At 36.8% G+C, this 25,242-nt stretch carries 19 protein-coding genes; 9 read left to right on the top strand and 10 right to left on the bottom strand.

Going from position 1 to position 25,242, the window contains the following annotated elements:
• Nucleotides 1–75 precede the first annotated feature (75 nt).
• From CXF59_RS13915 to CXF59_RS13885, 7 genes are all read right to left on the bottom strand, one after another.
• On the bottom strand, nt 76–1,005 hold the full coding sequence (locus CXF59_RS13915) for a DUF58 domain-containing protein (protein WP_101138338.1): 930 nt from the start codon (nt 1,003–1,005) through the stop codon (nt 76–78).
• Nucleotides 1,006–1,191: 186 nt separating this feature from the next.
• Nucleotides 1,192–1,509, bottom strand: a complete 318-nt coding sequence (gene trxA, locus CXF59_RS13910) for a thioredoxin (protein WP_016990016.1) — start codon at nt 1,507–1,509, stop codon at nt 1,192–1,194.
• A 358-nt stretch (nt 1,510–1,867) separates the two neighbouring features.
• Nucleotides 1,868–2,836, bottom strand: coding sequence for an outer membrane beta-barrel protein (locus CXF59_RS13905; RefSeq protein ID WP_101138337.1), 969 nt, complete (start codon nt 2,834–2,836; stop codon nt 1,868–1,870).
• Between the two features lie 264 nt (nt 2,837–3,100).
• Nucleotides 3,101–7,639 carry a DNA polymerase III subunit alpha gene (gene dnaE / locus CXF59_RS13900; RefSeq protein WP_101138336.1) on the bottom strand — a complete coding sequence of 1,513 codons (4,539 nt, stop codon included), beginning with the start codon at nt 7,637–7,639 and terminating at the stop codon, nt 3,101–3,103.
• A 408-nt stretch (nt 7,640–8,047) separates the two neighbouring features.
• Complete coding sequence (locus CXF59_RS13895) at nt 8,048–10,417, bottom strand: DUF2309 domain-containing protein (RefSeq protein ID WP_101138335.1); 2,370 nt, start codon at nt 10,415–10,417, stop codon at nt 8,048–8,050.
• Nucleotides 10,414–11,505, bottom strand: coding sequence for a proton-conducting transporter membrane subunit (locus CXF59_RS13890; RefSeq protein WP_369828573.1), 1,092 nt, complete (start codon nt 11,503–11,505; stop codon nt 10,414–10,416). The genes CXF59_RS13895 and CXF59_RS13890 overlap by 4 nt, the downstream gene beginning before the upstream one ends.
• A 365-nt stretch (nt 11,506–11,870) precedes the next feature.
• Nucleotides 11,871–12,185 carry a hypothetical protein gene (locus CXF59_RS13885; RefSeq protein ID WP_101138334.1) on the bottom strand — a complete coding sequence of 105 codons (315 nt, stop codon included), beginning with the start codon at nt 12,183–12,185 and terminating at the stop codon, nt 11,871–11,873.
• A 968-nt stretch (nt 12,186–13,153) separates the two neighbouring features.
• Here CXF59_RS13885 and leuC point away from each other — a divergent pair.
• The 4 genes from leuC (at nt 13,154) to leuB (ending at nt 18,340) form a co-directional block, all read left to right on the top strand.
• Complete coding sequence (leuC, locus tag CXF59_RS13880) at nt 13,154–14,548, top strand: 3-isopropylmalate dehydratase large subunit (RefSeq protein ID WP_101138333.1); 1,395 nt, start codon at nt 13,154–13,156, stop codon at nt 14,546–14,548.
• A 165-nt stretch (nt 14,549–14,713) separates the two neighbouring features.
• A complete protein-coding gene (gene leuD, locus CXF59_RS13875; protein ID WP_101138559.1) occupies nt 14,714–15,310 on the top strand; it encodes a 3-isopropylmalate dehydratase small subunit in 597 nt (198 codons plus the stop codon).
• A 136-nt stretch (nt 15,311–15,446) separates the two neighbouring features.
• Nucleotides 15,447–17,039 (top strand): alpha-isopropylmalate synthase regulatory domain-containing protein, encoded by a 1,593-nt coding sequence (locus CXF59_RS13870; protein WP_232758905.1) that lies wholly within the window; start codon nt 15,447–15,449, stop codon nt 17,037–17,039.
• Nucleotides 17,040–17,278: 239 nt separating this feature from the next.
• Entirely contained in the window at nt 17,279–18,340 is a 1,062-nt protein-coding gene (gene leuB / locus CXF59_RS13865; RefSeq protein ID WP_101138332.1) for a 3-isopropylmalate dehydrogenase, read from the top strand.
• 339 nt (nt 18,341–18,679) lie between these two features.
• Here the strand turns inward: leuB and CXF59_RS13860 are convergent, their stop codons facing one another.
• Nucleotides 18,680–19,042: an RNA-binding protein gene (locus CXF59_RS13860; protein WP_007137132.1), complete on the bottom strand. Its 363-nt coding sequence runs from the start codon at nt 19,040–19,042 to the stop codon at nt 18,680–18,682.
• A gap of 149 nt (nt 19,043–19,191) precedes the next feature.
• Entirely contained in the window at nt 19,192–19,707 is a 516-nt protein-coding gene (locus CXF59_RS13855; RefSeq protein ID WP_101138331.1) for a DUF6252 family protein, read from the bottom strand.
• A gap of 199 nt (nt 19,708–19,906) precedes the next feature.
• Between CXF59_RS13855 and CXF59_RS13850 the strand changes: the two genes are divergently transcribed.
• The 3 genes from CXF59_RS13850 (at nt 19,907) to CXF59_RS13840 (ending at nt 21,791) form a co-directional block, all read left to right on the top strand.
• Nucleotides 19,907–20,473 (top strand): 30S ribosomal protein S16, encoded by a 567-nt coding sequence (locus CXF59_RS13850; protein ID WP_101138330.1) that lies wholly within the window; start codon nt 19,907–19,909, stop codon nt 20,471–20,473.
• Between the two features lie 14 nt (nt 20,474–20,487).
• Nucleotides 20,488–21,012, top strand: coding sequence for a ribosome maturation factor RimM (gene rimM / locus CXF59_RS13845; RefSeq protein ID WP_101138329.1), 525 nt, complete (start codon nt 20,488–20,490; stop codon nt 21,010–21,012).
• Nucleotides 21,013–21,083: 71 nt separating this feature from the next.
• Entirely contained in the window at nt 21,084–21,791 is a 708-nt protein-coding gene (locus tag CXF59_RS13840) for a tRNA1(Val) (adenine(37)-N6)-methyltransferase (protein WP_101138328.1), read from the top strand.
• Between the two features lie 75 nt (nt 21,792–21,866).
• Here the strand turns inward: CXF59_RS13840 and CXF59_RS13835 are convergent, their stop codons facing one another.
• Entirely contained in the window at nt 21,867–22,397 is a 531-nt protein-coding gene (locus CXF59_RS13835) for a hypothetical protein (RefSeq protein ID WP_157824585.1), read from the bottom strand.
• Between the two features lie 711 nt (nt 22,398–23,108).
• Between CXF59_RS13835 and CXF59_RS13830 the strand changes: the two genes are divergently transcribed.
• Complete coding sequence (locus CXF59_RS13830) at nt 23,109–24,287, top strand: acyl-CoA dehydrogenase family protein (RefSeq protein ID WP_101138326.1); 1,179 nt, start codon at nt 23,109–23,111, stop codon at nt 24,285–24,287.
• 91 nt (nt 24,288–24,378) lie between these two features.
• Nucleotides 24,379–25,161 (top strand): DUF3050 domain-containing protein, encoded by a 783-nt coding sequence (locus CXF59_RS13825; RefSeq protein WP_101138325.1) that lies wholly within the window; start codon nt 24,379–24,381, stop codon nt 25,159–25,161.
• Nucleotides 25,162–25,242: the final 81 nt, after the last annotated feature.

The raw sequence follows: 25,242 nt of genomic DNA, 5'->3' as shown, positions 1-25,242 counted from the left end.
TGCGGTTGCAAAGATACAATTCATTTCGACCTACACAAGCGTTTGTAATTAAAAAAAACTATTATTTTCAACTGATCATCCAAAGTTTTGTTTTTCAGCTAAGTATGTCAGTAAAACTTTTTCGAAATCATCACTGACATTAACCGGAACGTACTTAATCTTGTTTTGAGCACAGCTTAACGCCAACTTTTTGAAGTACAAAGCAGCCTGTTTTTCATATTCCTCCTTCACATTATCGGAAAAAACCGAAACGGATTCTCCAGTCTCCACATCTATGAACTTTCTGGGCGTGTTATCAAAGTCAAAATTGAGTTCTGTTTTAGTATCTGTAACATGAAACAACACCACTTTATGTTTGTTGTGCTTTAAATGTTGCAGCGCACTAAACAATGCTTCGTCTCCAGAACCAGATTGAAACATATCCGTAAACAAGATAATCATGGAACGCCTATGCATTTTCTCCGCTATTTGGTGTAAAAAGCTGATAGTATCCGTACTTTTTTTGACCGTGGGAGCTACCATTACGTTTTCAAGCGCATTCAATACCATTCTGTGATGGCGATCACTCCCTTTTTCAGGAGCATAATACTCATACGTATCTGAAAACACACTTAACCCTATTGCATCCCGCTGTTTCTTTAAGATATTCATTAAAACTGCTGAAGCCAAAACGGAGAAGCCTATTTTATTTTCGTGAAAATTTTGATTTGTTCCTAACTTCGGGTAATGCATTGACGAGGAGTTGTCAATAATAATATGGCAACGCAAATTAGTTTCTTCTTCAAAACGCTTTGTATACAAACGATCCGTTCTAGCAAATAGTTTCCAATCGATATGCTTAGTGCTTTCTCCCACATTATAAACTTTATGCTCTGCAAATTCAGCCGAAAATCCATGAAACGGACTCTTGTGCATCCCAGAGATAAATCCTTCCACAACCTGATTTGCTAACAATTCAAGATGTTGAAAACTCGAAATTTTTTCTATTTGCGATTCAATCTTCATATCTCAAATATATTAAAATAATAAATGCTTTAAAAATTAAAAGAATACAAGATTACAAAAAGAGAATTAAATTGAAAAGCTAAAGCAATCCCGACCGCTTTCAGGACAAAACAAAAAAAGGCTTGACTTGCGCCAAACCTTTAATCTGAATTTGTAAAAAATTCTATATAAATCGCAATCTACCGATTACAACAACGCGTCTAAACTATCTGCGTAAGTTTGCTTAGGAGCTACTCCTACTTGCTTCCCTACTACTTCACCGTTATGAAAAATCAATACCGTTGGAATGTTTCTCACACCGTATTTTGCAGCAAATTCTTGATTTGCATCTACATCCACTTTCCCTACAACAACTTTTCCGTCGTATTCCGTACCCAATTCATCAATAATCGGTCCAACCATTCTACAAGGCCCACACCATGCTGCCCAAAAATCCACCATCACTGGTTTGTCTGATTTCAAAACTACTTCTTCAAAAGTAGCATCTGTTATTGCTAATGCCATAATTTCTTTTTTTAAAATTTAAAATTCTGATTTCATTCAAAACTTGACTACAAATTTAAACATTTATACTAAATGAAACACTATTCCCAAATTAGTTTTGATTATAAATGCATTGACAATCGTTATTAACCTCTCTTTCCTTACACTATACTATAATTGATTAACAACTTATTCCAGCTACCGCAGCGTCAGCCCCTTTTATCCCATAAATATTTGCTGCGTTTCCAGCGATCATCGCACAGGCTCCCGCCTCTCTCAGAACTACAGAAACGCAACAGCAACAAAAAATCACATTCAGATTACAAGAAAGGCCGCCTTATCGGGCAGCCTTTCTTGTAATAAAATGATTCTTTTGTAATTATAAACTATATTTTAGCCCTAAAGTCAATCCTAAACCACTAATTCCAACAAACGAACTTAATTCATCCTTTGGTTTTGTTTCGTCAAAACCGGCACTATTAAACTCTTCATTGTTAGAACTTCCATTCAAACTATTCACATAATCACTGTGGGTTGCTGAATATGATGCTTTCCTGAAAGAAGTAGACGTATTTAACTTATCTACATCATTTTCAGTATAAACTTCAGTTTCTTTCGTTTTTCCATGTACGGTAAAGTTACGGTACTCTAACTCAGCATAAGCAGAAATGTATTTTCCTAATTTGTATGAAGTTCCTAAAACGGACATAAAACCAACTGTCGCATTTGGTTTAACTACATCTTTTGAGTAAGCTTCAGTATTTGCAACTTCAGTAGCGCCTACAAAAGTTCTATAGTCTCTATTTGTATCAATAGCTAACGTACCGTGAACTGGCATAATAATCCCAACCTTAGTGTATGGCTCAAAACCATTAACTTCTCCTAAAAACAAAACTACAGCAGGAGCTAAATCTAATGCTTTAATTTGCCCTTCAGCAGTAAAGCTCACATAAGTAGCTGCGGTAGTCTTTGGGTCATATGAAATAAGCCTATTTGTTGTTTGAGCCATTGTTTTAGAGTTACCAATATAGTAATTCACTCCCATCTCCACTCCTAAACGAGTGGAAAAACGGTAACCAGCTGTCAAGCCACCTCTAAAACCCTCTCCGAAAGATCCAGTTACACTTTCTCGAGAAACCAATTTGTTACTAGACATAGTACCTTGATATACATCTCTATTTGGTAATTGACCTCCAACATCCGGAAATTCCGTTGAAGCCGTTTGTGTAAAATAAGACCCCCCTAATTTAAAATACCAGTTTTCCGTCTTGCTTTCTTTTTTGTCAATTTGCCCCATCATTGTCATCGAGCACGCCATTAATCCTAATAGAAATAGGTTTTTTTTCATGATTTTTAATTTTTTTACCACCACCAAAACTACACGATTTTCCTGTATATTAATTCGGTATTTTTTAAAAAATTGCGCTATAAAACAAACTATGATACATGCATATAAAAATCAGTTAGTTACACAACGACAACAACTGCTGTAGGTAAAAAAAACAGCTCCAAACCACAAAAAAACGTCGATTTCATTGATGAAAAGGACGTTCTTTAAACGTTGTAGCGGTCAGTTCTGACGACTATTTATGCGACTCTACATACATCTGATCTAATTCAGCTTAAAATTAATCTGCATTTTCTCTAATTCCATCAGCAACTCATTTGAAATTTTTATTTTCAGTTTTCTGCTAGCCATCGTTAATTTAGTAACCACTTTAATTTCCTCCACTTCGACAACGGCGGCAGCAGCTTCTGGTTCTATCGATTCAGAGACCTCCAGCGTATCATTTTCATCAATAAAATCGTCTGATTCCTTTTCAATGACAATTCGCTCAGCTTCCATTATTTTTTTGACTTTTTCTAATTCCATGATTTCAAAAGTCACCAGATTATCTCCTTTATTTTCGAAAAAAAGATGCCCCAACTTATGGATAAAATCAGGATCAAGATCACTTATATTGAGCAATACAATCAGCTTCTTTGCAAAATCATCCAATACGTCCTGTAAATATTGCACCAACATGAACTGTATCCTTGGTTCACTTTTTTTACCGGTATCCTGGTTGACCCATCCCTCTTTGACCAATACTTTCATATAGGTAAAATTGTTTTGAATAAAGAAATGACGGAACTTAAGATATTCCTCTCCAAAGATCTTAAACTCATAGCTTTCATCATATCCTTCTAAGGTGAATATTCCCCAGCCTTTTCCGTTTTTAGCCACCCTATGCTGTACGTCATTTATAATTCCGCCGAAGGTCAAGTTCTTACCCACATTTAGCTCTAAGCTCCTCAGTGCCTCGAGCTTGGCATTACAAAAATACTTCATCTCAAATTTGTAATCATCTAATGGATGTCCTGATATATATATTCCCACGACCTCTTTCTCTTTAGCCAGTTTTTCCATGGTGCTCCAGTCTTCACAAGGAGGGATGACCGGCTCAGCAATTTGAACATCACTACTTTCACCGAACAAACTCACCTGAGACGAGTTCTCATTTTCTTGAAACTTAGCGCCATACCTTATCGCTTTTTCATAAAAGGTAATTCCATCGCCGTCATCATGAAAATACTGAGAACGCAAGGTTCCCGAAAAGGAATCAAAACCACCAGCTAGAATTAAGTTTTCCAATGCTTTTTTATTGGCCGCTCGCAAATCAATACGTTTGGTCAAGTCAAATACCGATTTGTACTTCCCGTCTTTTCTGTTTTGAACAATGGTCGCTACTGCTCCTGCCCCCACTCCTTTAATCGCTCCCATTCCAAAACGGACCGCATAATTATCGTTTACAGTAAATTTATAGTGGGACTCATTTACATCTGGTCCTAATACTTCAAGTCCCATTCGCTTGCATTCCTCCATAAAAAAAGAAACCTGCTTGATGTCACTCATGTTATTAGACAATACCGCAGCCATATATTCAGCAGGGTAATTGGCTTTTAAATAAGCTGTTTGATAGGCAATCCATGCATAACAGGTAGAGTGCGACTTATTAAAGGCGTATTCAGCAAAGGCTTCCCAGTCTTTCCATATTTTTTCTAGCTTGTCTTCTGGATGCCCCTTGGCCATAGCCTGACTAATGAATTTAGGCTTCATTTTATCCAAGACATCTTTTTGCTTCTTTCCCATCGCTTTACGCAAAACATCGGCATCACCCTTTGAGAAATCAGCTAATTTTTGAGACAAAAGCATCACCTGTTCTTGATAAACAGTGATCCCATAGGTATCTTTCAATAACTCTTCACAGGCCTCAAGATCATAAATAATTTCCTCTTCCCCATTTTTCCTTTTTACAAAACTCGGAATATAAGCAATTGGCCCTGGACGATATAAAGCATTCATGGCAATTAAATCCGGGAAAACGGTTGGCTTCAATTCCTTCATGTATTTCTGCATTCCCGCAGATTCATATTGAAAAATCCCTACCGTTTCTCCCCGTTGAAAAAGCTCGTATGTTTTTAAATCATCTATAGGAAACGCATCTGGATCGAGATCGATGCCGTTTCTGTATTTTACTAATTTAACCGTGTCTTTTATAAGGGTAAGAGTTTTTAACCCTAAGAAGTCCATTTTTAACAACCCAGCTGTTTCTACCACCGAGTTATCAAACTGCGTCACATACAAGTCCGAATCTTTGGCGGTAGCTACAGGAACAAAATCAGTAATATCACTTGGCGTAATGATCACCCCACAGGCATGTATTCCCGTGTTTCTTAAATTCCCTTCCAACACTTTTGCTTGCTGAATAGTTTCGCCCCCTAAATCGTCTTCTCCGGCCAGAGCGATTAATTCTTTAATCTTATCGTACTCTTCCGGACGAACTGCTTTTCTTATTAAGGCTTCGTCTTCACTTAAAAATCGGGCCAAATTCCATTTTCCAGGCATCATCCCCGGAATTAATTTTGCTATTTTATCTGCTTCAAACAAAGGCAAATCCAGTACACGCGCTGTATCTCGAATCGCCGATTTAGTGGCCATTTTACCATATGTGATAATTTGCGCTACCTGTTTTGATCCGTATTTTCTAATCACATAATCCATTACACTGCTTCGCCCTTCGTCATCAAAATCGATATCAATATCGGGTAACGACACACGATCGGGATTCAAGAAACGCTCAAAAAGCAGGTTATACATCAAAGGGTCAATGTTTGTAATTTTCAAACAATAGGCCACTACAGACCCTGCAGCTGATCCACGCCCTGGTCCTACCGAAACGCCCATACTTCGGGCTTCGGCAATAAGATCCTGTACAATCAGGAAATATCCCGGATAACCAGAGTTAGAAATAGTCAGTAATTCAAAATCCAAACGTTCCCTAATCACTTCTGTAATTTCAGGATACCTTCTATTTGCTCCTTCGTAAGTAAGATGTCGCAAATATGCATTTTCTCCACGAACTCCTCCATCAACACTATCTTCTACAACAAAAAACTCCTCTGGAATATCAAATTTGGGTAATAAAACCTCCCGCGCCAAATTGTATATTTCAATTTTATCCACGATTTCCGCTAAATTCCAAATCGCTTCAGGCAAGTCAGTAAAGAGCTTTTTCATCTCCTCCCCTGTCTTGAAATAATATTCCTGATTAGGCAAACCGTACCGATAGCCACGACCACGACCTATTGGCGTCGTTTGTTTTTCACCTTCGCGCACACACAGCAAAATATCGTGTGCATTCGCATTTCCTTTGTCTATATAAAAAGTGTTATTAGTAGCTACTATTTTCACTTCGTGTTTTCTTGCCAAAGAAATCAAGGTGGTATTAACTCTGTTTTCATCCTCTTGATTGTGACGCATCACCTCCATATAGAAGTCTTCCTTGAACTCTTCCTTCCACCACAACAGGGCTTCTTCTGCTTGGTTTTCACCAAGGTTTAAAATCTTATTCGGGATTTCTCCATTTAGATTTCCAGACAACACAATGATATCTTCCTTGTATTGCTGAATAACTTTCCTGTCAATTCTGGGCACATAATAAAAACCCTGAGTGTAGGCTATTGAAGACATTTTAGCCAAATTATGATAGCCTTTTTTGGTCTTCGCCAAAAGTACTATTTGGTATCCGTTGTCTTTACGAGTTTTGTCTTTATGATTCTCACAAACATAAAACTCGCAACCTACAATAGGTTTCATGGGCACCTCTGTCGGTTCTTCACCGTTTTCGATTAATGCTGCGTTTTTCGCTTCAGCCGCTTTATTATGGTTTAAGATATCACGAACAAAGTGGAAAGCACCCATCAAGTTCGCATGATCTGTCATAGCAACAGCAGGCATTTTTTCCTTTGAAGCCGCTTTAACAAGCTGCGGAATACTTATTGTCGATTGTAAAACAGAGAATTGGGTATGGTTATGTAGATGTACAAAGTCTGTATCAACCAGTACTTTTTTATTTTCTGAAAGCTTTGCCTTCGAAACCGTAGCCGTTTGTTTTTCTCCAAACTGCTGACGGATTGCATCAGAAGCCTCTTTTAAATTGATATGCTTTAAACCTATAAGAGTAGTCTCTCTTGGATTCTTATTTTGGAATTCCTGGAAATAACCAGCAGGGACATCGAGTTGCTCTTTAGTATAATTCTCTCTGCGAATCAATTCCAAGAAACAACGTGTCGTAGCCTCAACATCGGCGGTCGCGTTATGCGCTTCGCCAAATGCTTTATTAAAAAGAAAACTATGTAATTCGGTTAACGTTGGTAATTTAAATCGTCCTCCACGACCTCCAGGTAATTTTAATAACGAGGCAGTGACTTCTGTACAGGTATCAAGAACGGGCATTTTACTCATTTGGCTCTCTAATCCCAAACGATGAAATTCAGAACCCATAATATTCAGGTCGAAACCTAGATTCTGACCTACAATGAATTTAGCCTTACCCATCGCCTCATTGAATTTCTCCAAAACGGCCGCTAAGGAGATTCCGTTTTCTGCTGCTAATTCAGTCGAAATGCCGTGAATTCGCTCCGCATCATAAGGAATATTAAATCCATCGGGTTTTACCAAATAATCCTGATGTTCGAGGAGTTTCCCCATATCATCATGCAACTGCCATGCGATTTGTATACAACGTGGCCAGTTGTCAGTATCAGTGATGGGTGCATCCCAACGCTTTGGCAATCCTGTAGTTTCGGTATCGAATATTAAGTACATAGGCCTCATTCCAGTCCCGCAATTTACGGGAAGCCTAAATCCTTCGGATCTCGACTGTGTATTTAACTGGTTTTAAACACTTTAAAATTAGAAGTAATCACAAAAATAGAACTTCAAATTTAGGTTTTTTTAGGGTAAATAAATAGCTAAGTTATCAACAATCACAAGAAATATAAATAGAATTATTATGTTTGACAGAGATCAAATTAAAATTACAAATTAGGATTTAGAAGTGTTTTCAATTTTATACCTTCTGAAAAATAAAACCTAAAAAAAATAGTTTTTTTCCTTAGAATTCATAAACTTCAAGATAACTATTTTGGCTCCTTTCTCAAAAGAAGGCGTGGTAAAAACAAGAAAGCTGTTTCGTGAATTACGAAACAGCTTTCTTTGTTTGATAGCAAACTACTAAGCAGTCATCATTTCGATTACATTGCTAGTCATGCTTTTTTGACTAGTCGAATCCCAATTGAGATTTTGTTGATAATTATGTATTTTATTCCCATCTAGTGGGTCCATAACCATTAAGTAAATCCACTCATTATCAAGTAAGTTTTTGAGATGTTCGTTCCTTAAAAGTATTTCTGACACTCTCGATACTGGCGCGTGTATAACCACGGATAATCGCAGTGGCTGATGATACATTTCTACGTCTGATTCCATTACCGACTGAAGAGGAAGCCCCATTTTTATGTCCCCTCCATTCCCTTGCAACACAGCAAATTTGCCAGTGATATTATGGGTTATTTTCGACCCCCCGCCAAAAACGACATTATCAACAGTTGAAAAATAATAGTGGTTGTTTATCCACTGGGTTACGACCATGGGTCCTTGCATGATGGCTTCAAGTGCTTTCCCGCTTTTATCTTTTTCCCAATTATAAGAATGTAGAAAGCAACGTCCGTCCAGATTATTCTGTTTTGTTAATTCTCGCGACCCAACAATAAAGCCTGCATTTTTAGCCAAGCCCCACTCAGGTCTGGTTTCGCTCCAATTATTTGCTTTTTCACTAGCAAAAGAAACACTATTATTGGCAACGGCCAGCCTTTCTTGAGTTGCCGTTTGTTGCGTTTTTAGTAAATTTAATTTCAATTTTTGCAATTGGTCTTTATGGGAGTCTGGAATCTCTGAGTCGAAAAGCAATATCTCATCTGTAGTGGTATTGTGTTCTCCTCCAATAAAAATGGTACTGGCTGGAATTTCAATGTTGTGATTCTCTTTCAAGGCTTGTTGCACTTCTAGGATATTTGCTATTGTAGCTAGCATCCTTGCATTATGCCTACCAGGACTTGCAGCACAGGCTCCGCAGTCTAAACTGGACCCAAAAGGATTGTTTGCAGAGTGGCTTCCATGACCTATAAAAAGTACTAAAGGGGCAAGTTTTTCCCATCCCATTAAATCAAAAGCGCCTTTTACAATCGCTACCTTTTCTGCCAAAGGAATATCAAGATGCGTCTTTTCGGCGGCGTCTGTGTTCCCAATCTGCGGTTCACAAATAGATTCGTACGCCGTTGTATTATTCTTATTAAACCGATATAAATGCCCCGGCACCAGTGTTCTTGCTATTAAAGACATTCCGTAAAAGAGTCCAGCGCCTTCAACATACCCAAAGGCCGAAGGAAGCATGTTTTTCATTCTTTTTAGAAAATATTCCTTAAAGTTTGAAACGGCATTTTTTTGCTTATATGCTTGCACTTTTTCAGTGTGACCCTCCTGCGGAACTTCTGAAACATGGTAGGCAGAGTTTAAAATAGGCGGACACGATTTGCGTATTAATCCATCTTTTAAATCTTCATAATCCATCGCAATTCCAAAAAAACCTGCATATCCAAAAGTTTCATAATGCCCTTTATTCTCTACATGTCTTCGTATTAACTCTGATCGAGTATCAATACAAAACACCATTTGAGCATCTGGAACTCGTTCTTTTTTTTTGGTTGTTGGGGTACTTATCTGTTTGCTATCTAATACTTTTATAAGTTCTTTTTGCCAGCTTTTTTCCCATGCTTTTAACCAAATGTATTGTAGCTTCGATAGCGATGAGATGGTTGAAGTATCATTGTCTTCCGGATAAATTTCAGCATCTATTTCTTTAGCCACCCACAGTCTAACTGCGAGATAATCTTCTAATGTTATAGGATATTCTTGTTGCCACTCTGAGTGATATGTAGTTCGATAATTTATATATCCCGTCCAGCCCGGTAATGCGGCTAAGTGCCATGTAAATATTTTAGTAAAATCATTTGAGGAATACCCGTTCATTACTGTATCTAGTGCCTCGGTCTTTGTTTTTGGGATGTCTCCAATAACCATTTTAGGCATATCATTATCATATACCGCCAGTTTGCGCCAAGCACTATAAAACCCTTCGCTTTTATTGGGCATTTCCCATTCTGCCAAACCTTCATCCATAAAGGCGGCCAGCCATTTCGCCATGATTCTATCTAAATCATGATGACTGTTTTTAGCATCGCTTTTTTTATGAGAGGCCATTTGTTGTAAATAGTACTCGGGAGTTTCTAAAAGTTGGTTTTCTCCAAGTGATTTCAAAAGTACCTTTTCATCAATTTCACCCTTTTCCCATGCTTGACGGAATAACGTAGATTCTGGAAACACATTAGCATTAAGAAATTTTCCTGCCTGATTTACTGCTTTTTCAAAAGGCATTCGCTCATAACCTGATAACGGATTCGAAGTTACAAAAGAGTACAAAGGCCATGTCTTTCCTACGACTTGAGATGCTTCTTCGATACTTTTTTTAATGGTTAGATTTATCATAATGATTTCGATTTATACATTAAAACAGTTTTTTTGTAGGGCTGAGATATATTTAACAATTTAGCATAGAGCCATGGATAGTTGCGGTAGATACCCAACTTCATTATAAAAAAGCCCGCTAGGAACAAAATACCAAACGCTATTTCAATTACAGATAACGATAATGGCACAACCACCATTGGCATATCGCTCATTAATGCTGTTACTCCCTTATATATTAAGGCGTAGGTTACCATGCCACAAACAAACAAAAGTGGTGGCGCAACTGATTTTTGAAAGAGGCTTAAACTTTGTTCTTTAACAATATTGTAAGTAGCCTGACCAACGGTAATGGCGACAATAAGCGTTAGAAAAATACTGCTATTTAATTCTGTGCCTTTTCCTGTTAAATAAGCAAATAGAAAAGCGCCGAGAATACCAAAGAAAAGTACAATTATAGCTTGTAACGGTTTGATTTTAATTTGCGTTGGTTTTTGCGGTTTCGAATGCCCTATTTCCTCTCCTGCAGATAGAAATAAGTAGGCTTTATAAAACCCATGAAGTAGTAAGTGAACAACGGCCGCATTGAAAAACCCCAAACCGCACTGCATAATCATGAAACCCATTTGGGCAATGGTGGAACAGGCTAATTTTTGCTTCAAATTTACCTGTAGAAGTTTAGTAAATTGGGCAATAACTGCGGTCAAACCTCCTATAACAAAGAGGATGATTAAAGTATTCGAGGCAAATAACACGGTCGAGAATAAGGCCAATAAAATCCCAGAACCGTTTACAAAACCTGCATGCATCAATGCCGATGCCGGTGTTGGAGCTGTCATTGCCGAAAGTAACCAACGATGGAAAGGGTAAATTGCCGATTGAATTATAGCGGCCGTAATGATGCACAAACCTGCTACAAGTGTTATGCTTTTAGGCACATCGCTTACCTTAGAAATAATCTCACTTAGGGTAAAAGCTTCCGTTTGAAAAGCCAATAATAGCACTCCAGCACTTAAAAACAAACTACCAGCTACAAAATATTTAAGAGCAAATTTTGATGCCTCTCTTGCTTCACCCCACCGAGAATCCACACCTATTAGCTGAGACATAAAAAGCCCCATTAATAACCACATCGTTAATAAAAGTGCCACATGGTTAGACATTACAAAAACCATGATAGAAAACGTAAACCCTAAGCACAACAGTGAAAATTTAGAGTGATATTCAAACCCTTTCAAATAATTTTTTCCATAGCTGCTTATAATCGCACTAAAAAATGTTACAAGTGTCCAAATAAGTGCCGTAAAGCCGTTAATTTTTAAAACATTCCCACAGTACCATTCTGGAACATTTGGAAAGTTACATATTAAATAAGTCAGATTGCCTATAAACAATAACCACAATAAATAGTTGGTTATTTTGTTAATGAATAGGGGTAGATGATTTTTTAATATCATTTTTTCTCTAATTTTTATTATTGATTATCTACAATTGTGATTTCAAGGATCCCATTTATATTTAAATTACTTTTTAAACTTCTAGCGCCTGCAATAAACTCTTTGACAGCTTGTTTTTCTTTTTCAAGCTGATCGATGCGGTCATCGATTTCATCTGAATCGCTCTTGTGGTCTTGTTCCCAGTTTTGAAGCCTTTGTTTTTGATGAAAATTAATTTTTTCATCAATCAAAGACATAATTACATCCGAAGCTTCAGAAGGAGTAAAATCTCCTTTTACCAATTGAAATTTTTGCTTAATATTTGCCGGTTTTGTTAATCCATTTGTATCCATAGCTGTGTTATTAATGATTAGACTTTAAATCTGGCACAAATATTATGCATTATACTCATAAATTTTTATTTATATTTGTTATACAATACATAAGTAAACTTTATGAATTATACATTGTATCAACTTTCAATTTTCTTAAAAAACAGAAATACAACGTATTAAAAAAGCTTCGAAAGAACTTAATCTTACTTAGCCTGCTGTGTCAGCAGAGAAAAAAAAACTTGCTTAAAACATTTTTCAAATTTATCATGAACTAGCCTCGGCAACCATAACTAATAGTTGAAAATCTATTTCACCAAATAGGCTTTAGCACAAAAAGATTGAACTGATTTTTAATGGACCTCTAAAACAACCGTTATATCTGGGTTGAGACGTTCTTTAATGCCTTTAATTGGCGTAAAGAATAAACTAAAAAATAACGGCTTTCAGATCATACCAGTAAAAGGGCTTCCTGGTGCCACAACCTAGAATTTGACAGGTCAGAAATCTAAAAAAGCGCCTCTTTTAAATTATTTGGATGTCGTAGTATTTCCCCAAAATTAATACCTGAAAAAGCAGTGAAAAAACAAGCCTTTCCCCAGTAGAAAAGGAATATAAAAACGCATCTCCTAAAATTAAAAAGAAACAATCACTGCGGAATATTCTATTAAAATAATTTCTCATTGCAGTATTCCTAATAATAGTGGCCATGCAAAGCCCAAATATGCCAGATAAATAATTTACCAAAACAACAGCGGCTATAGTAAAAACCACATCTACGCAGAATTAAAATAAAATTAAAAAAGCGTTATAAAACGACAAGCAGGCAAAACGAAGTTACAGGACACCGTAAAAACGGTTTGGGCATCGTATATAATGAATAATCCAAATTGACACCTTTGTTTCTTTTTCTAAATTTGATCTCTTAGTTACAACCGCAGCTGAATTTAGGGGTTGTAAAAGAAGAAATACACTTAAAAAACATTAAAATGAGCACTACATTATTTGACAAAGTATGGGATTCGCACGTGGTGCGTAAAATTGAAGATGGACCGGATGTGTTTTTTATTGACCGTCATTTCATTCATGAAGTTACCAGTCCTGTTGCTTTTTTAGGTTTAAAAGAAAGAGGTATCTCGGTTTTATATCCAGAGCGCACTTTTGCCACCGCCGATCACAATACCCCAACTATAAACCAACATTTACCCGTTGAAGACCCATTATCTGCAAACCAACTAAGAGCGTTAGAAGAAAACTCAAAAGAATACGGGATTAGTCACTGGGGATTAGGGAATAAAAAAAATGGAATCGTTCACGTTGTAGGTCCTGAAAACGGAATTACATTACCGGGCGCTACCATTGTTTGTGGAGATTCACATACTTCTACACACGGTGCCTTTGGCGCTATTGCTTTCGGGATTGGTACATCTGAGGTAGAAATGGTACTTTCTACACAATGTATCATGCAACCGAAACCTAAAAAAATGCTTATTAACGTCGCTGGTGACCTTCAGTTAGGAGTTACCCCAAAAGACGTTGCTCTTTATATCATATCAAAACTATCAACTTCAGGAGCTACCGGTTATTTTGTGGAATACGCAGGAAAAGTTTTTGAAGACATGACTATGGAAGGTCGTATGACCGTTTGTAATTTAAGTATCGAAATGGGTGCTCGTGGAGGAATGATTGCTCCAGATCAAACGACTTTTGATTATTTAGAGGGGCGTCTATATGCTCCAAAAGGCGATGCTTGGGATAAAGCCGTAGCCTATTGGAAAACATTAAAAACAGATGCGGATGCAAAATTTGATGAAGAATTCAACTTTGAAGCTTCTGACATTGAACCAATGATTACGTATGGAACTAATCCAGGTATGGGATTAGGTATTTCTAAAAGTATTCCAAATTCTAAAGATGTTGTTGAAGGAGAAGAAACCTATGCCAAATCTTTAGGTTACATGGGATTCCAACAAGGAGAAGCCATGATAGGAAAACAAATTGATTACGTTTTTCTAGGGAGCTGCACTAATGGTCGTATTGAAGACTTTAGAGCTTTTGCATCGATTGTAAAAGGACGAAAAAAAGCAGATAACGTCACTGCATGGCTGGTTCCGGGATCACATGTTGTTGAGGCACAAATAAAAGACGAAGGAATTCTTGATATATTGACTGATTCCGGTTTTGTATTACGTCAACCCGGATGCTCTGCTTGCTTAGCGATGAATGATGATAAAGTCCCAGCCGGAAAATATGCGGTTAGTACTTCTAACAGGAATTTCGAAGGACGCCAAGGACCTGGTTCAAGAACGTTATTGGCCAGTCCGTTTATGGCGGCTGCGGCTGCGGTAACAGGAATCTTAACAGATCCGCGAGAGTTGTTGTAAGAGATTACTGAATATAGATTAACGATATTTGATTTCAGATATCGAAAACCTACCCAACTGTCAACTTACATATTTAATAGATATATAAAAATAGTGGCGACCAAGATTTATTTTTTTAAACGAAAATCAAAAATCAAAATCGTCACTCAAAAATCAAAAATTACGATGGCTTACGATAAATTTAATATTCTTACCAGCACAGCAGTCCCTCTTTCTATAGAAAATGTAGATACGGATCAAATTATTCCTGCTCGTTTTCTTAAAGCAACCGAACGTGTTGGTTTTGGCGATAACCTTTTCCGTGATTGGAGATACAATAATGACGATTCTCCAAAATCAGATTTCGTTTTAAACAATCCTACATATAGCGGAAAAATCCTTGTAGGCGGAAGAAACTTTGGCTCTGGATCTTCAAGAGAACATGCTGCCTGGGCAGTTTACGACTATGGTTTCAGATGCGTAGTTTCCAGTTTTTTTGCTGATATTTTTAGAAACAACTGTTTAAATGTTGGTGTACTTCCTGTTCAAGTGAGTGCCGCATTTGCAGATCGCATTTTCAAGACTATCGAAGCAGATCCTACAACGGAATTAGAAGTCAACCTCCCAGAGCAGACCATCACACTTAAAGCAACAGGAGAAAAAGAATCTTTTGACATTTCCGGTTACAAAAAAGACAACATGATTAACGGATTTGATGATATTGACTACCTACAAAATATAAAAGAGGAAGTAGTAGCGTTTGCAAATGAACTTCCGTACTAAAAACAACTGATAAAAGGCGGTTAAAGCGGCGGCAGTTTTATTGTTGCCTTGCATAACTGCTTTTATTATTTTATAAAATACAATTGTACGATTCCCAATCACTAAACCTGAAATCGTAGTAGCATCAAATTTAGAAATGGAAAAAAGAAAAATTGAAATAATGGATACGACACTCCGTGATGGTGAGCAAACCTCAGGAGTATCCTTTTCTGCTGTAGAAAAGCTAACCATTGCGCAATTGTTGCTGGAGGAATTAAATGTTGATCGAATCGAAATCGCTTCAGCCCGAGTGAGTGAAGGCGAATTTCAAGGGGTAAAAGGAATTATGGCTTGGGCTTCGGCCAAAGGATATGAGGACCGAATCGAAGTATTAACCTTTGTTGACGGCGGACTTTCTATCGAATGGATGAAAAAAGCAGGCGCTAAAGTTCAAAATTTACTGACGAAAGGGTCATTAAATCATTTAACACATCAACTAAAAAAAACACCAGAACAGCATTTTGCCGAAATCGCCCAAACAATAGCTTTGGCTTCAGCAAATAATATTGCCACTAATGTATACCTAGAAGACTGGAGCAACGGCATGCGGAATTCTCCAGAATATGTATTCGCATTCTTGGATTTTTTATCGACACAACCAGTTAAAAGAATACTCTTGCCTGATACATTAGGCGTACTTATTCCTTCTCAAACCTTTGAGTTTATTTCGCAAATTACTGCAAAATATCCAAACATCCATTTTGATTTTCACGCTCATAATGATTATGATTTGAGTATCGCCAATGTGATGGAAGCTATAAAAGCAGGTATTAACGGCTTGCACGTTACCGTAAACGGAATGGGAGAACGTGCAGGAAACGCGCCTCTTGAAAGTACGGTTGCCGTAATCAACGACTTCTTACCTGAAATAGAAATCAACGTCAAAGAATCCTCCTTATATTCAGTCAGTAAATTAGTCGAAACTTTTACGGGGTATCGAATTCCTGCTAACAAACCCATCGTAGGAGATAATGTATTTACACAAACTGCTGGCATTCATGCTGATGGAGATAATAAAAACAACCTCTATTTCAACGATTTGCTTCCCGAACGTTTTGGCAGAAAACGCCAATATGCCTTAGGTAAAACTTCTGGTAAGGCTAACATCGAAAAGAACCTTCAGGAGTTAGGCTTAAAACTAAATGCAGAAGATCTAAAATTAGTTACCCAAAGAATTATTGAATTGGGAGACAAGAAAGAAACTGTTACTAAAGAGGACCTCCCTTATATTATTTCTGATGTTCTAGACAGCCAAGCCTATCAGGAAAAAATAATAGTCGAATCTTATGTTCTCTCTCATGCCAAAGGTTTACGCCCTTCAACTACCCTTTGTTTAAATATAGACGGGGAAGTCATCGAAGAACATGCACAGGGAGACGGACAATTCGATGCATTTATGAATGCCTTAGCAAAAATATACAAAAGCAAGGAACTGCAATTACCCAAATTGATTGATTACGCAGTAAGAATACCACCCGGAAGTAGTTCTGATGCATTATGCGAAACCATTATCACCTGGACTATTAATGGTAAAGAATTTAAAACCAGAGGATTGGACTCTGATCAAACTGTAGCAGCAATCGTTGCAACACAAAAAATGCTGAACGTGATTCCCACCCCAACCTTCGCCGTAAGGGAAGGAGACTTATCGGAATCGGAACATAAACTTAAAGAACTACAATCTCAATAATAACAATGAACCATTAATACTCAGTCTACACCAAAACGAAGACTGAATGTTAGACGAATCAGAATAAAAATCTAATCTCATTACGTAGATTATAGATAAGTGAACACAAATCTATTCTATAAGACTCTCCCACAGAGAGGCACAAAGAATAGAATAAAAAACGAACAACAACTCAATCAATATACACCCAGTCTCCCCCTTTCTTCGGAGGGGTCGGAAGGAGGAAAAACCTATAAAAAATGAAATATACTATCGCGCTATTAGCAGGAGACGGAATTGGACCAGAAGTAATTAATGAGGCCGTTAAAGTTTCTGATGCTATTGCTAAAAAATTTAACCACGAAATCATTTGGACACCCGCCTTAACCGGAGCTTGCGCCATTGACGCCGTTGGAGTTCCTTATCCTGATGAAACGCACGAAATATGTATGGCTGCAGATGCTGTACTATTTGGAGCTATCGGACACCCAAAATACGACAATGACCCATCGGCACCAGTAAGACCGGAACAAGGATTATTGCTAATGCGTAAAAAATTAGGTTTGTTTGCTAATGTACGTCCTACTTTTACCTTTCCATCTTTGATCGATAATTCTCCTTTAAAAAGAGAACGCATCGAAGGAACTGACTTAGTTTTCTTAAGAGAATTGACAGGAGGAATCTATTTTGGTGAAAAAGGAAGACTTGACGGAGGCGAAACTGCTTTTGACACTTGCACTTACACAAGAGCAGAAGTACAACGTTTAGCTAAAAAAGGTTTTGAACTAGCAATGACTCGTACTAAAAAATTATGTTGTGTTGACAAAGCAAACGTATTGGAAACATCCCGTTTGTGGAGAGAAACGGTACAAGCAATGGAAAAAGACTATCCGGAAGTAACCGTAAGTTATGAATTTGTGGATGCAGTAGCAATGAGATTAGTGCAATGGCCAAACTCCTATGATGTATTGATTACTGAAAACCTTTTTGGAGATATCTTAACAGATGAAGCATCAGTAATTTCCGGATCTATGGGATTAATGCCCTCAGCATCTGTTGGAGAACATACTTCCTTATACGAACCAATTCACGGTTCTTACCCGCAAGCAACAGGATTAAATATTGCCAATCCATTAGCCACTATATTATCAGCAGCAATGATGTTTGAAGATGCTTTTGGACTACATGAAGAAGCGGCCACTATTAGAGCAGCAGTAAACAAATCTTTAGAACAAGGAATTGTTACAGAAGACTTAGCTAACAAAGGAGCGACAGCTTATAAAACAAGTGATGTTGGAGATTGGCTAGTTGCTAATTTATAAAATTCAAAATATAATATATGAAAAGCTGTCTATAAAAATAGATGGCTTTTTTTATGAACTTTCGTAAAGAAACGCAAAGAAGATAACAAAGGTTCACAAAATAGTTGTTGATAATCCGGTACAAAAAAATCTCTGCACTAAAACAAGACAAACTAAATCTAAATATGTGCTACTCTCTGGCAACCCGTAGGATACCTCTACGAAATAACAACTATAATCTAAGCCCCAAATAAATCTTTTTTGACCACTTCATAATAACTATCACTCACAGGACTTATACCAAATAAAAAAGGTGTCAATTTACATTGACACCTTTTTTTATAGTTGTAGAATAAGATATTAATACCCTCCTCTGTTTCCACCACCACGGTTTTCTCCACCACGGCTGTTTCCACCACCATAACCACCGCGTGAATCTCCACCACGACTGTTATTATTAAAACTTCTTCTCTCTCCTTCTGGTTTAGGCTCAGATTTGTTAACCACAATTGCACGTCCTTGAACAGTTGCACCGTTCAATTCATCAATCGCTTTTTGAGCTTCATCATCATTTGTCATTTCGACAAAACCGAATCCTTTACTTCTTCCAGTAAATTTATCAGTAATAATTTTTACAGAATCAACTGCACCGTAAGCCTCGAAAGACTCTCTTAAATCTGCTTCCTCAATACTGAATGGAAGGCTTCCAACAAAAATATTCATATGTACTAATTTATAATATGAAACAAATATAGTCATATTATTTTATAACACACTATATATAAGCATATTTCTGTATTTAATTTATTTCCCCAACACATTCAAAAACAAAAACATGAGTACTAAAAGAGACATAACACTCTCCTCGTTACTTAATTTACAGACATAGCTGCAATTATGGACACCTTGTAAAAAACTCCCTGTTGAAAATTTAAAACAGGTCCCGCAATAGGGTTATTGTAGCGATTCTCTGCATTAAACTTAAACGTACCTGATACTGTTTTAGTGACAACATCATATTCTGTTATGACAATCTGACCATCACCAAGTCCTAATCCAGTCGTAAAAGTAGTTGTCCCATTACTATCCGTAAGAACATAAGTTGCCATCTTGGAAGTACTTGTCCCCAAATCATAGGTGACATAGCTATTTTTATCTTTTTGATTAACCACCTTAGCAGGCATAGGCATCTTTAAAGTAATCACTTCGTTACCAGAGTATGCCTCAATTACCAGAGATCCATTAGGACCTACCGAAGCCGTGGACACCACAGCCCTCCAAAATACATTGTCTTTTATCCCTTGAAATGAAGGATTATTAAACCTTACGTCTTCTTCACAGGCCATTAGGGTAAAAAGCACGATAATAAAAAGAAAATATTTTTTCATAATATGCGTCTTTAAGTAAACAAAAGTATACTATTAGGGCTAAATATACCCAATTATTGCAAATAAAATACGGCCAAAAACAGCATAACCTATTCTCATTCATTATACTAACAAGCTATTGGCATATTAAAATAAATAGTATATCTTTGCACACTTAATTAACAGAGGTCGAGTACCTCAAAATTTAATCATTTAGATTATGTCAGTAAAAATTAGATTACAAAGACACGGTAAAAAAGGAAAACCTTTTTACTGGGTTGTAGCAGCAGATGCTCGCTCAAAAAGAGACGGTAAATACTTAGAGAAAATCGGTACTTACAATCCAAACACAAACCCAGCAACTATCGACTTAAACCTTGATAGTGCAGTTAAATGGTTGCACAATGGTGCTCAACCAACTGATACTGCTAAAGCAATTCTTTCTTATAAAGGAGCTTTATTGAAACATCACCTTGATGGTGGTATCCGTAAAGGAGCCTTAACTCAAGAACAAGCTGATGCAAAATTAGCTACTTGGTTAGAAGCTAAAACTGGAACAGTTGACGCTAAGAAAGATGGCTTAACAAAGGTGCAAGCTGATGCTAAAGCTAAAGCTTTCAAAGCAGAACAAGATGTAAACGCAAAACGTTTAGCTGCTGCAGCTAAAGCGGAAGCGGATGCTATTGCCGCTGCCGCTCCTGCTGTTGAAGAAGAAGTTGCTGAAGTTGAAGCTTCAACTGAAGAAACTCCTGCTGCAGAAGAAAACAACGAAGAAACTCAAGCATAAATTTATAAGCGACGATGCATAAAGAAGATTGTTTCTATTTAGGCAAAATCGCCAAAAAATTTAGTTTTAAAGGGGAAGTCCTTGCCTATTTAGATACGGACGAACCAGAGTTATACGAAAACTTGGAATCAGTGTTTGTTGAATGCAACAAACACTTGGTTCCTTTTTTTATTGAAAATAGCTCCTTACACAAAAATGATTTCCTAAGAATTCGTTTTGAAGACATGAATACTGAAGAAGATGCTGATGCCATAATGGGTAACGACATATACCTTCCTCTAAAGATGTTGCCAAAACTTACTGGTAACAAATTCTACTTTCACGAAGTTATTGGCTTTGAAGTGGAAGATAACCGCCTTGGTATTGTTGGAAAAATCGAATCCATAAATGACTCAACCGCCCAACCCCTTTTTGAAGTACTAAACGGCGAAGTGGAAATCTTAATTCCGATGATTGACCATTTCCTTGTCAAAATTGACCGTGAAAACAAAAAAGTAATCATGGATTTGCCGGAAGGTTTAATCGAGATGTACCTTTAAAGGAAGCAATCCGTTTTCAGTTACGAAGAAATCTGAAATCAAAAATCGTTAATCTTCAATATCAATTCTATATGTTCCAATTCAAACAATTTTCGCTTGAACAAGATCGTTGTGCCATGAAAATTGGAACTGACGGTGTCTTATTGGGTGCCTGGACGCCAATTGAAAACAACCCATTTAGCATTCTGGATATTGGTGCAGGAACGGGGCTCATTGCATTGATGTTATCCCAGCGGAGTACCGCGGAACAAATTGACGCACTGGAAATTGATCAAGAAGCATACGAACAAACTGTCGATAATTTTGAAAGCTCCCCTTGGAGCAATCGTTTATTCTGCTTTCATGCCGGTTTAGATGAATTTGTTGAAGATCCAGAAGACGAGTACGATTTAATCGTTTCCAACCCCCCATTTTATTCCGAAGACTACAAAACAGACTGCGACCAGAGAGATTTAGCCCGCTTTCAAGATGCGATGCCATTTGAAGATTTAATTGAGGCAGCCGATCTATTACTTTCTGAAAACGGAATATTTTCGGTCATTATTCCTTTTAAAGAGGAAGATAATTTCGTGGCTTTAGCCAAAGAAATGGAACTTTATCCTATAAAGATCACTCGCGTAAAAGGAACTCCAACTACCGAAATCAAACGTAGCCTGTTAGCTTTTAGCCGAAACCAAATTACAGACTTTCCTATTGACGAATTAACCATCGAGGTTACCAGACATGTATATACTCCAGAATACATCGAATTGACTAAAGAGTTTTATTTGAAAATGTAATCAATGATTTACCCACGCTATATTGATCATAGTGGCTGCCTATAATTTTCATGCAACTACTAGTTTTTTACTACTTTATTTGCTGATTTTTTTTATCTTAAAATCTCTACTTTTAAGACCAATACTTCTCCTATTACGGTTACTTTTTAATGTATCCAAAAAATCTCCAAAATACTCACCATAGAGAATTCCGTAATTATTTTCATGTTCATGGTCTATCATTGTTGCATATTCGCGTGGAGAACATTCTCCAGATTTTACATACTTCAATGATGTATTTTTAAAATAGGAATAATATTCTGGTACGCCAATCCACATGTAACTCCAAAATATCAGCATAGGCATAAACACATCATTATTGCCTGTCGTAGCAATTTTTCGGAATGACGGGTACCCATAATTTTCTAAAGTCCATTTTAAAAGTCTTGCATTTTTCGCATCATTCTTCACCATCACCAAGGAAACCATACGTTTCGCTTCTTGGTCACGAACAAAAGCTACGGAAAAAGAATCTATTAATCGTTTATTCATATTGTCCTTAGTACTTGCTGTTTTCTGCTCAACACTTAAGCTATCTATTCCGTATTTCGCGCAAATCGGAAACAAGTTTTTATAATGTCTCTTGTAAGGAGCGACTACATCAAGTAATTTATACAAGCTTTTTTTTCCAAAGCTTTTGCTGTACTTGTCAGAAAAAACAATCTAGTTTTCATATTTGCTATAGGTATCGTAGCTCTTGGGCGATTTGTATTTTTTAAATAGTTTTTTGTATCGTTTTATAAAAGTAATTGTTTCACGATTAATTTTGTAAACACTATCAATGGAGTTCGCTTTATTGTAATAAGTAATGTAATTTCTGCTTTTACCGGATACCAGAGCGAAAATCACAATGAAAACCATAATAAATATAGACGACCTCTTAATTTTATATTTTTTATTAGAGGTATAATGACTAATTATGCGACCCGATAAATAAATATATATTTATTTTATAACTTCTGATATCTATATAAAATTTACTATATCATTGCTCATGTTTAAATACGGGTGCTTTATTTAGATGTGATCCAAAAAATTGAAAATCCTCCCTGTTTTCCAAAACATAATGAGAAGCATTATTTTAAAAATATATTTATAACTTTAAATGAGACTACAATTTGTTTTATACAAAATATAACAATATATAATGGTTTTGTTATATTTCTTTGTGTAAATTTGTGAGGTAGAAACAAATAATCAAGCAATTAGCCTTAGTTTTATTCTCAAGACCGAATACAATTCCTTTGCTACTGCAATACTATTATAAAAAAGCTCAATATGCAACCAGATTTATTTCAATCTCCCGATTATTACAACCTCGACGATTTATTGACAGAAGAACACAAATTAGTGCGTGATTCCGCTCGTGCGTGGGTAAAACGTGAAGTATCTCCTATTATAGAAGAATATGCTCAAAAAGCAGAATTCCCAAAACAAATTATTAAAGGTTTAGGCGAAATAGGCGGTTTTGGTCCTTATATCCCTGAGGAATATGGTGGAGCAGGATTAGATCAAATCTCATACGGATTAATCATGCAGGAAATTGAGCGCGGTGATTCAGGAGTACGTTCTACTTCTTCCGTTCAATCTTCTTTGGTTATGTATCCTATTTGGAAATATGGCAATGAAGAGCAACGCAAGAAGTATTTACCAAAATTAGCCACCGGTGAATTTATGGGTTGCTTTGGCTTGACTGAGCCGAATTATGGTTCTGATCCAGGAAGCATGATTACCAACTTTAAAGATATGGGTGACCACTATTTATTGAATGGCGCTAAAATGTGGATCTCAAATGCGCCGTTTGCAGATATTGCAGTTGTTTGGGCAAAAAATGAAGCTGGTAGAATTCACGGACTTATCGTAGAACGCGGCATGGAAGGTTTTACTACACCCGAAACACATAATAAATGGTCCCTTCGTGCCTCATCGACAGGAGAACTAATATTCGATAATGTAAAAGTACCAAAAGAAAATTTGTTACCTAACAAATCTGGTTTAGGAGCACCACTTGGATGTTTAGATTCAGCACGCTACGGAATCGCCTGGGGCGCTATTGGCGCTGCTATGGACTGTTACGATACTGCGCTTCGTTATGCTAAAGAACGAATTCAGTTTGACAAGCCTATTGCCGGAACACAATTACAACAAAAGAAATTAGCTGAAATGATTACGGAGATCACAAAAGCACAATTACTGACTTGGAGACTGGGTGTTTTAAAAAATGAAGGAAGAGCTACAACGGCTCAGATTTCTATGGCCAAAAGAAACAATGTCGACATGGCCATTAATATTGCACGTGAGGCAAGACAAATATTAGGAGCTATGGGAATAAGTGGTGAATACTCCATCATGCGTCATATGATGAATTTAGAATCAGTAATCACCTATGAAGGTACACATGATATTCATTTATTAATTACGGGTATGGATATTACAGGAATCCCTGCTTTTAAATAGTAGTAAACAACTATTAAAGTATCTATAAAAATGATAGCAAAAGCTTCTTGGAAACAAGAAGCTTTTTTATATTTACATCAAAATACCATCTATGAACATTCAAGATATCAATACAGCGATTGAACCACAAAAAAAGATCCTGTTGCAACACACTTTGTACAAAAAAGTAAAAACGATTGAAGATTTACAGTCGTTCTTAGAAAACCATGTATTTGCCGTGTGGGACTTTATGTCCTTACTAAAAGCATTACAATCTAAATTAACCTGTACGACAACTCCTTGGTTTGCAACTGCAAACCCAGACACGAGGTATTTGATAAATGAAATCGTGGTGGCAGAAGAATCTGATTTGACGCTCGACGGTCGCAGACAAAGCCACTATGAAATGTACATTGAATCCATGCAGGATTGCGGTGCAAGCACAGTTGAAATTGAAAGTTTCCTGGCAGAAGTTAATTCGTTGCAAAATATTTTTGTGGCCATAAAGACCAGTAATTTACACCCCAAAATAAAAGCATTTCTGGAATTCACTTTTAGCGTTATTGAACAAGGAAAGCCGCATGAAATAGCAGCTGCCTTCACCTTTGGAAGAGAAGACTTAATCCCAAAAATGTTTACGGAGATTATTAAAAATTTTCAAATTAATTTTCCTGATACTGATCTAAAAAAATTAATTCATTATTTCGAAAGACATATTGAAATAGACGCAGATGAACACGGGCCAATGGCTATGAAAATGATTACAGAACTTTGCGGAGACGATGCCCAAAAATGGACAGAAGTCAAAGAAGTTTCGCTAACGGCTTTAGATAAAAGAATTGGTCTATGGGATGCTATTGAAGAGATTATTGAGATGAAAGTCGAAATGGCTTAATCTTTTTTGCGTTTGATGGTACTGACTTTCTGTATTTATTATTATTGAATACCTTTTATTTACTCTTATGAAAAATAAATA

The organism is Flavobacterium sp. ALD4, assembly GCF_002836475.1.
Taxonomy (GTDB): Bacteria; Bacteroidota; Bacteroidia; order Flavobacteriales; family Flavobacteriaceae; genus Flavobacterium.
The sequence above is the reverse complement of the archived record's forward strand: the minus strand, read 5'-3'. Positions and strand labels throughout refer to the sequence as shown.

Bases quoted from the DNA above. Each gene is read 5' to 3' on its own strand.
- CXF59_RS13860 (WP_007137132.1), bottom strand. From the start codon at position 19,042: ATGAATATTTTTGTTGGAAGCCTTCCATTCAGTATTGAGGAAGCAGAT.
- CXF59_RS13870 (WP_232758905.1), top strand. From the start codon at position 15,447: ATGGAAAAAAGAAAAATTGAAATAATGGATACGACACTCCGTGATGGT.
- CXF59_RS13885 (WP_101138334.1), bottom strand. From the start codon at position 12,185: ATGGATACAAATGGATTAACAAAACCGGCAAATATTAAGCAAAAATTT.
- CXF59_RS13830 (WP_101138326.1), top strand. From the start codon at position 23,109: ATGCAACCAGATTTATTTCAATCTCCCGATTATTACAACCTCGACGAT.
- leuB (WP_101138332.1), top strand. From the start codon at position 17,279: ATGAAATATACTATCGCGCTATTAGCAGGAGACGGAATTGGACCAGAA.
- leuC (WP_101138333.1), top strand. From the start codon at position 13,154: ATGAGCACTACATTATTTGACAAAGTATGGGATTCGCACGTGGTGCGT.
- CXF59_RS13905 (WP_101138337.1), bottom strand. From the start codon at position 2,836: ATGAAAAAAAACCTATTTCTATTAGGATTAATGGCGTGCTCGATGACA.
- CXF59_RS13855 (WP_101138331.1), bottom strand. From the start codon at position 19,707: ATGAAAAAATATTTTCTTTTTATTATCGTGCTTTTTACCCTAATGGCC.
- CXF59_RS13895 (WP_101138335.1), bottom strand. From the start codon at position 10,417: ATGATAAATCTAACCATTAAAAAAAGTATCGAAGAAGCATCTCAAGTC.
- dnaE (WP_101138336.1), bottom strand. From the start codon at position 7,639: ATGTACTTAATATTCGATACCGAAACTACAGGATTGCCAAAGCGTTGG.
- leuD (WP_101138559.1), top strand. From the start codon at position 14,714: ATGGCTTACGATAAATTTAATATTCTTACCAGCACAGCAGTCCCTCTT.
- CXF59_RS13890 (WP_369828573.1), bottom strand. From the start codon at position 11,505: ATGTCTCAGCTAATAGGTGTGGATTCTCGGTGGGGTGAAGCAAGAGAG.
- CXF59_RS13915 (WP_101138338.1), bottom strand. From the start codon at position 1,005: ATGAAGATTGAATCGCAAATAGAAAAAATTTCGAGTTTTCAACATCTT.
- CXF59_RS13850 (WP_101138330.1), top strand. From the start codon at position 19,907: ATGTCAGTAAAAATTAGATTACAAAGACACGGTAAAAAAGGAAAACCT.
- trxA (WP_016990016.1), bottom strand. From the start codon at position 1,509: ATGGCATTAGCAATAACAGATGCTACTTTTGAAGAAGTAGTTTTGAAA.
- rimM (WP_101138329.1), top strand. From the start codon at position 20,488: ATGCATAAAGAAGATTGTTTCTATTTAGGCAAAATCGCCAAAAAATTT.
- CXF59_RS13840 (WP_101138328.1), top strand. From the start codon at position 21,084: ATGTTCCAATTCAAACAATTTTCGCTTGAACAAGATCGTTGTGCCATG.
- CXF59_RS13825 (WP_101138325.1), top strand. From the start codon at position 24,379: ATGAACATTCAAGATATCAATACAGCGATTGAACCACAAAAAAAGATC.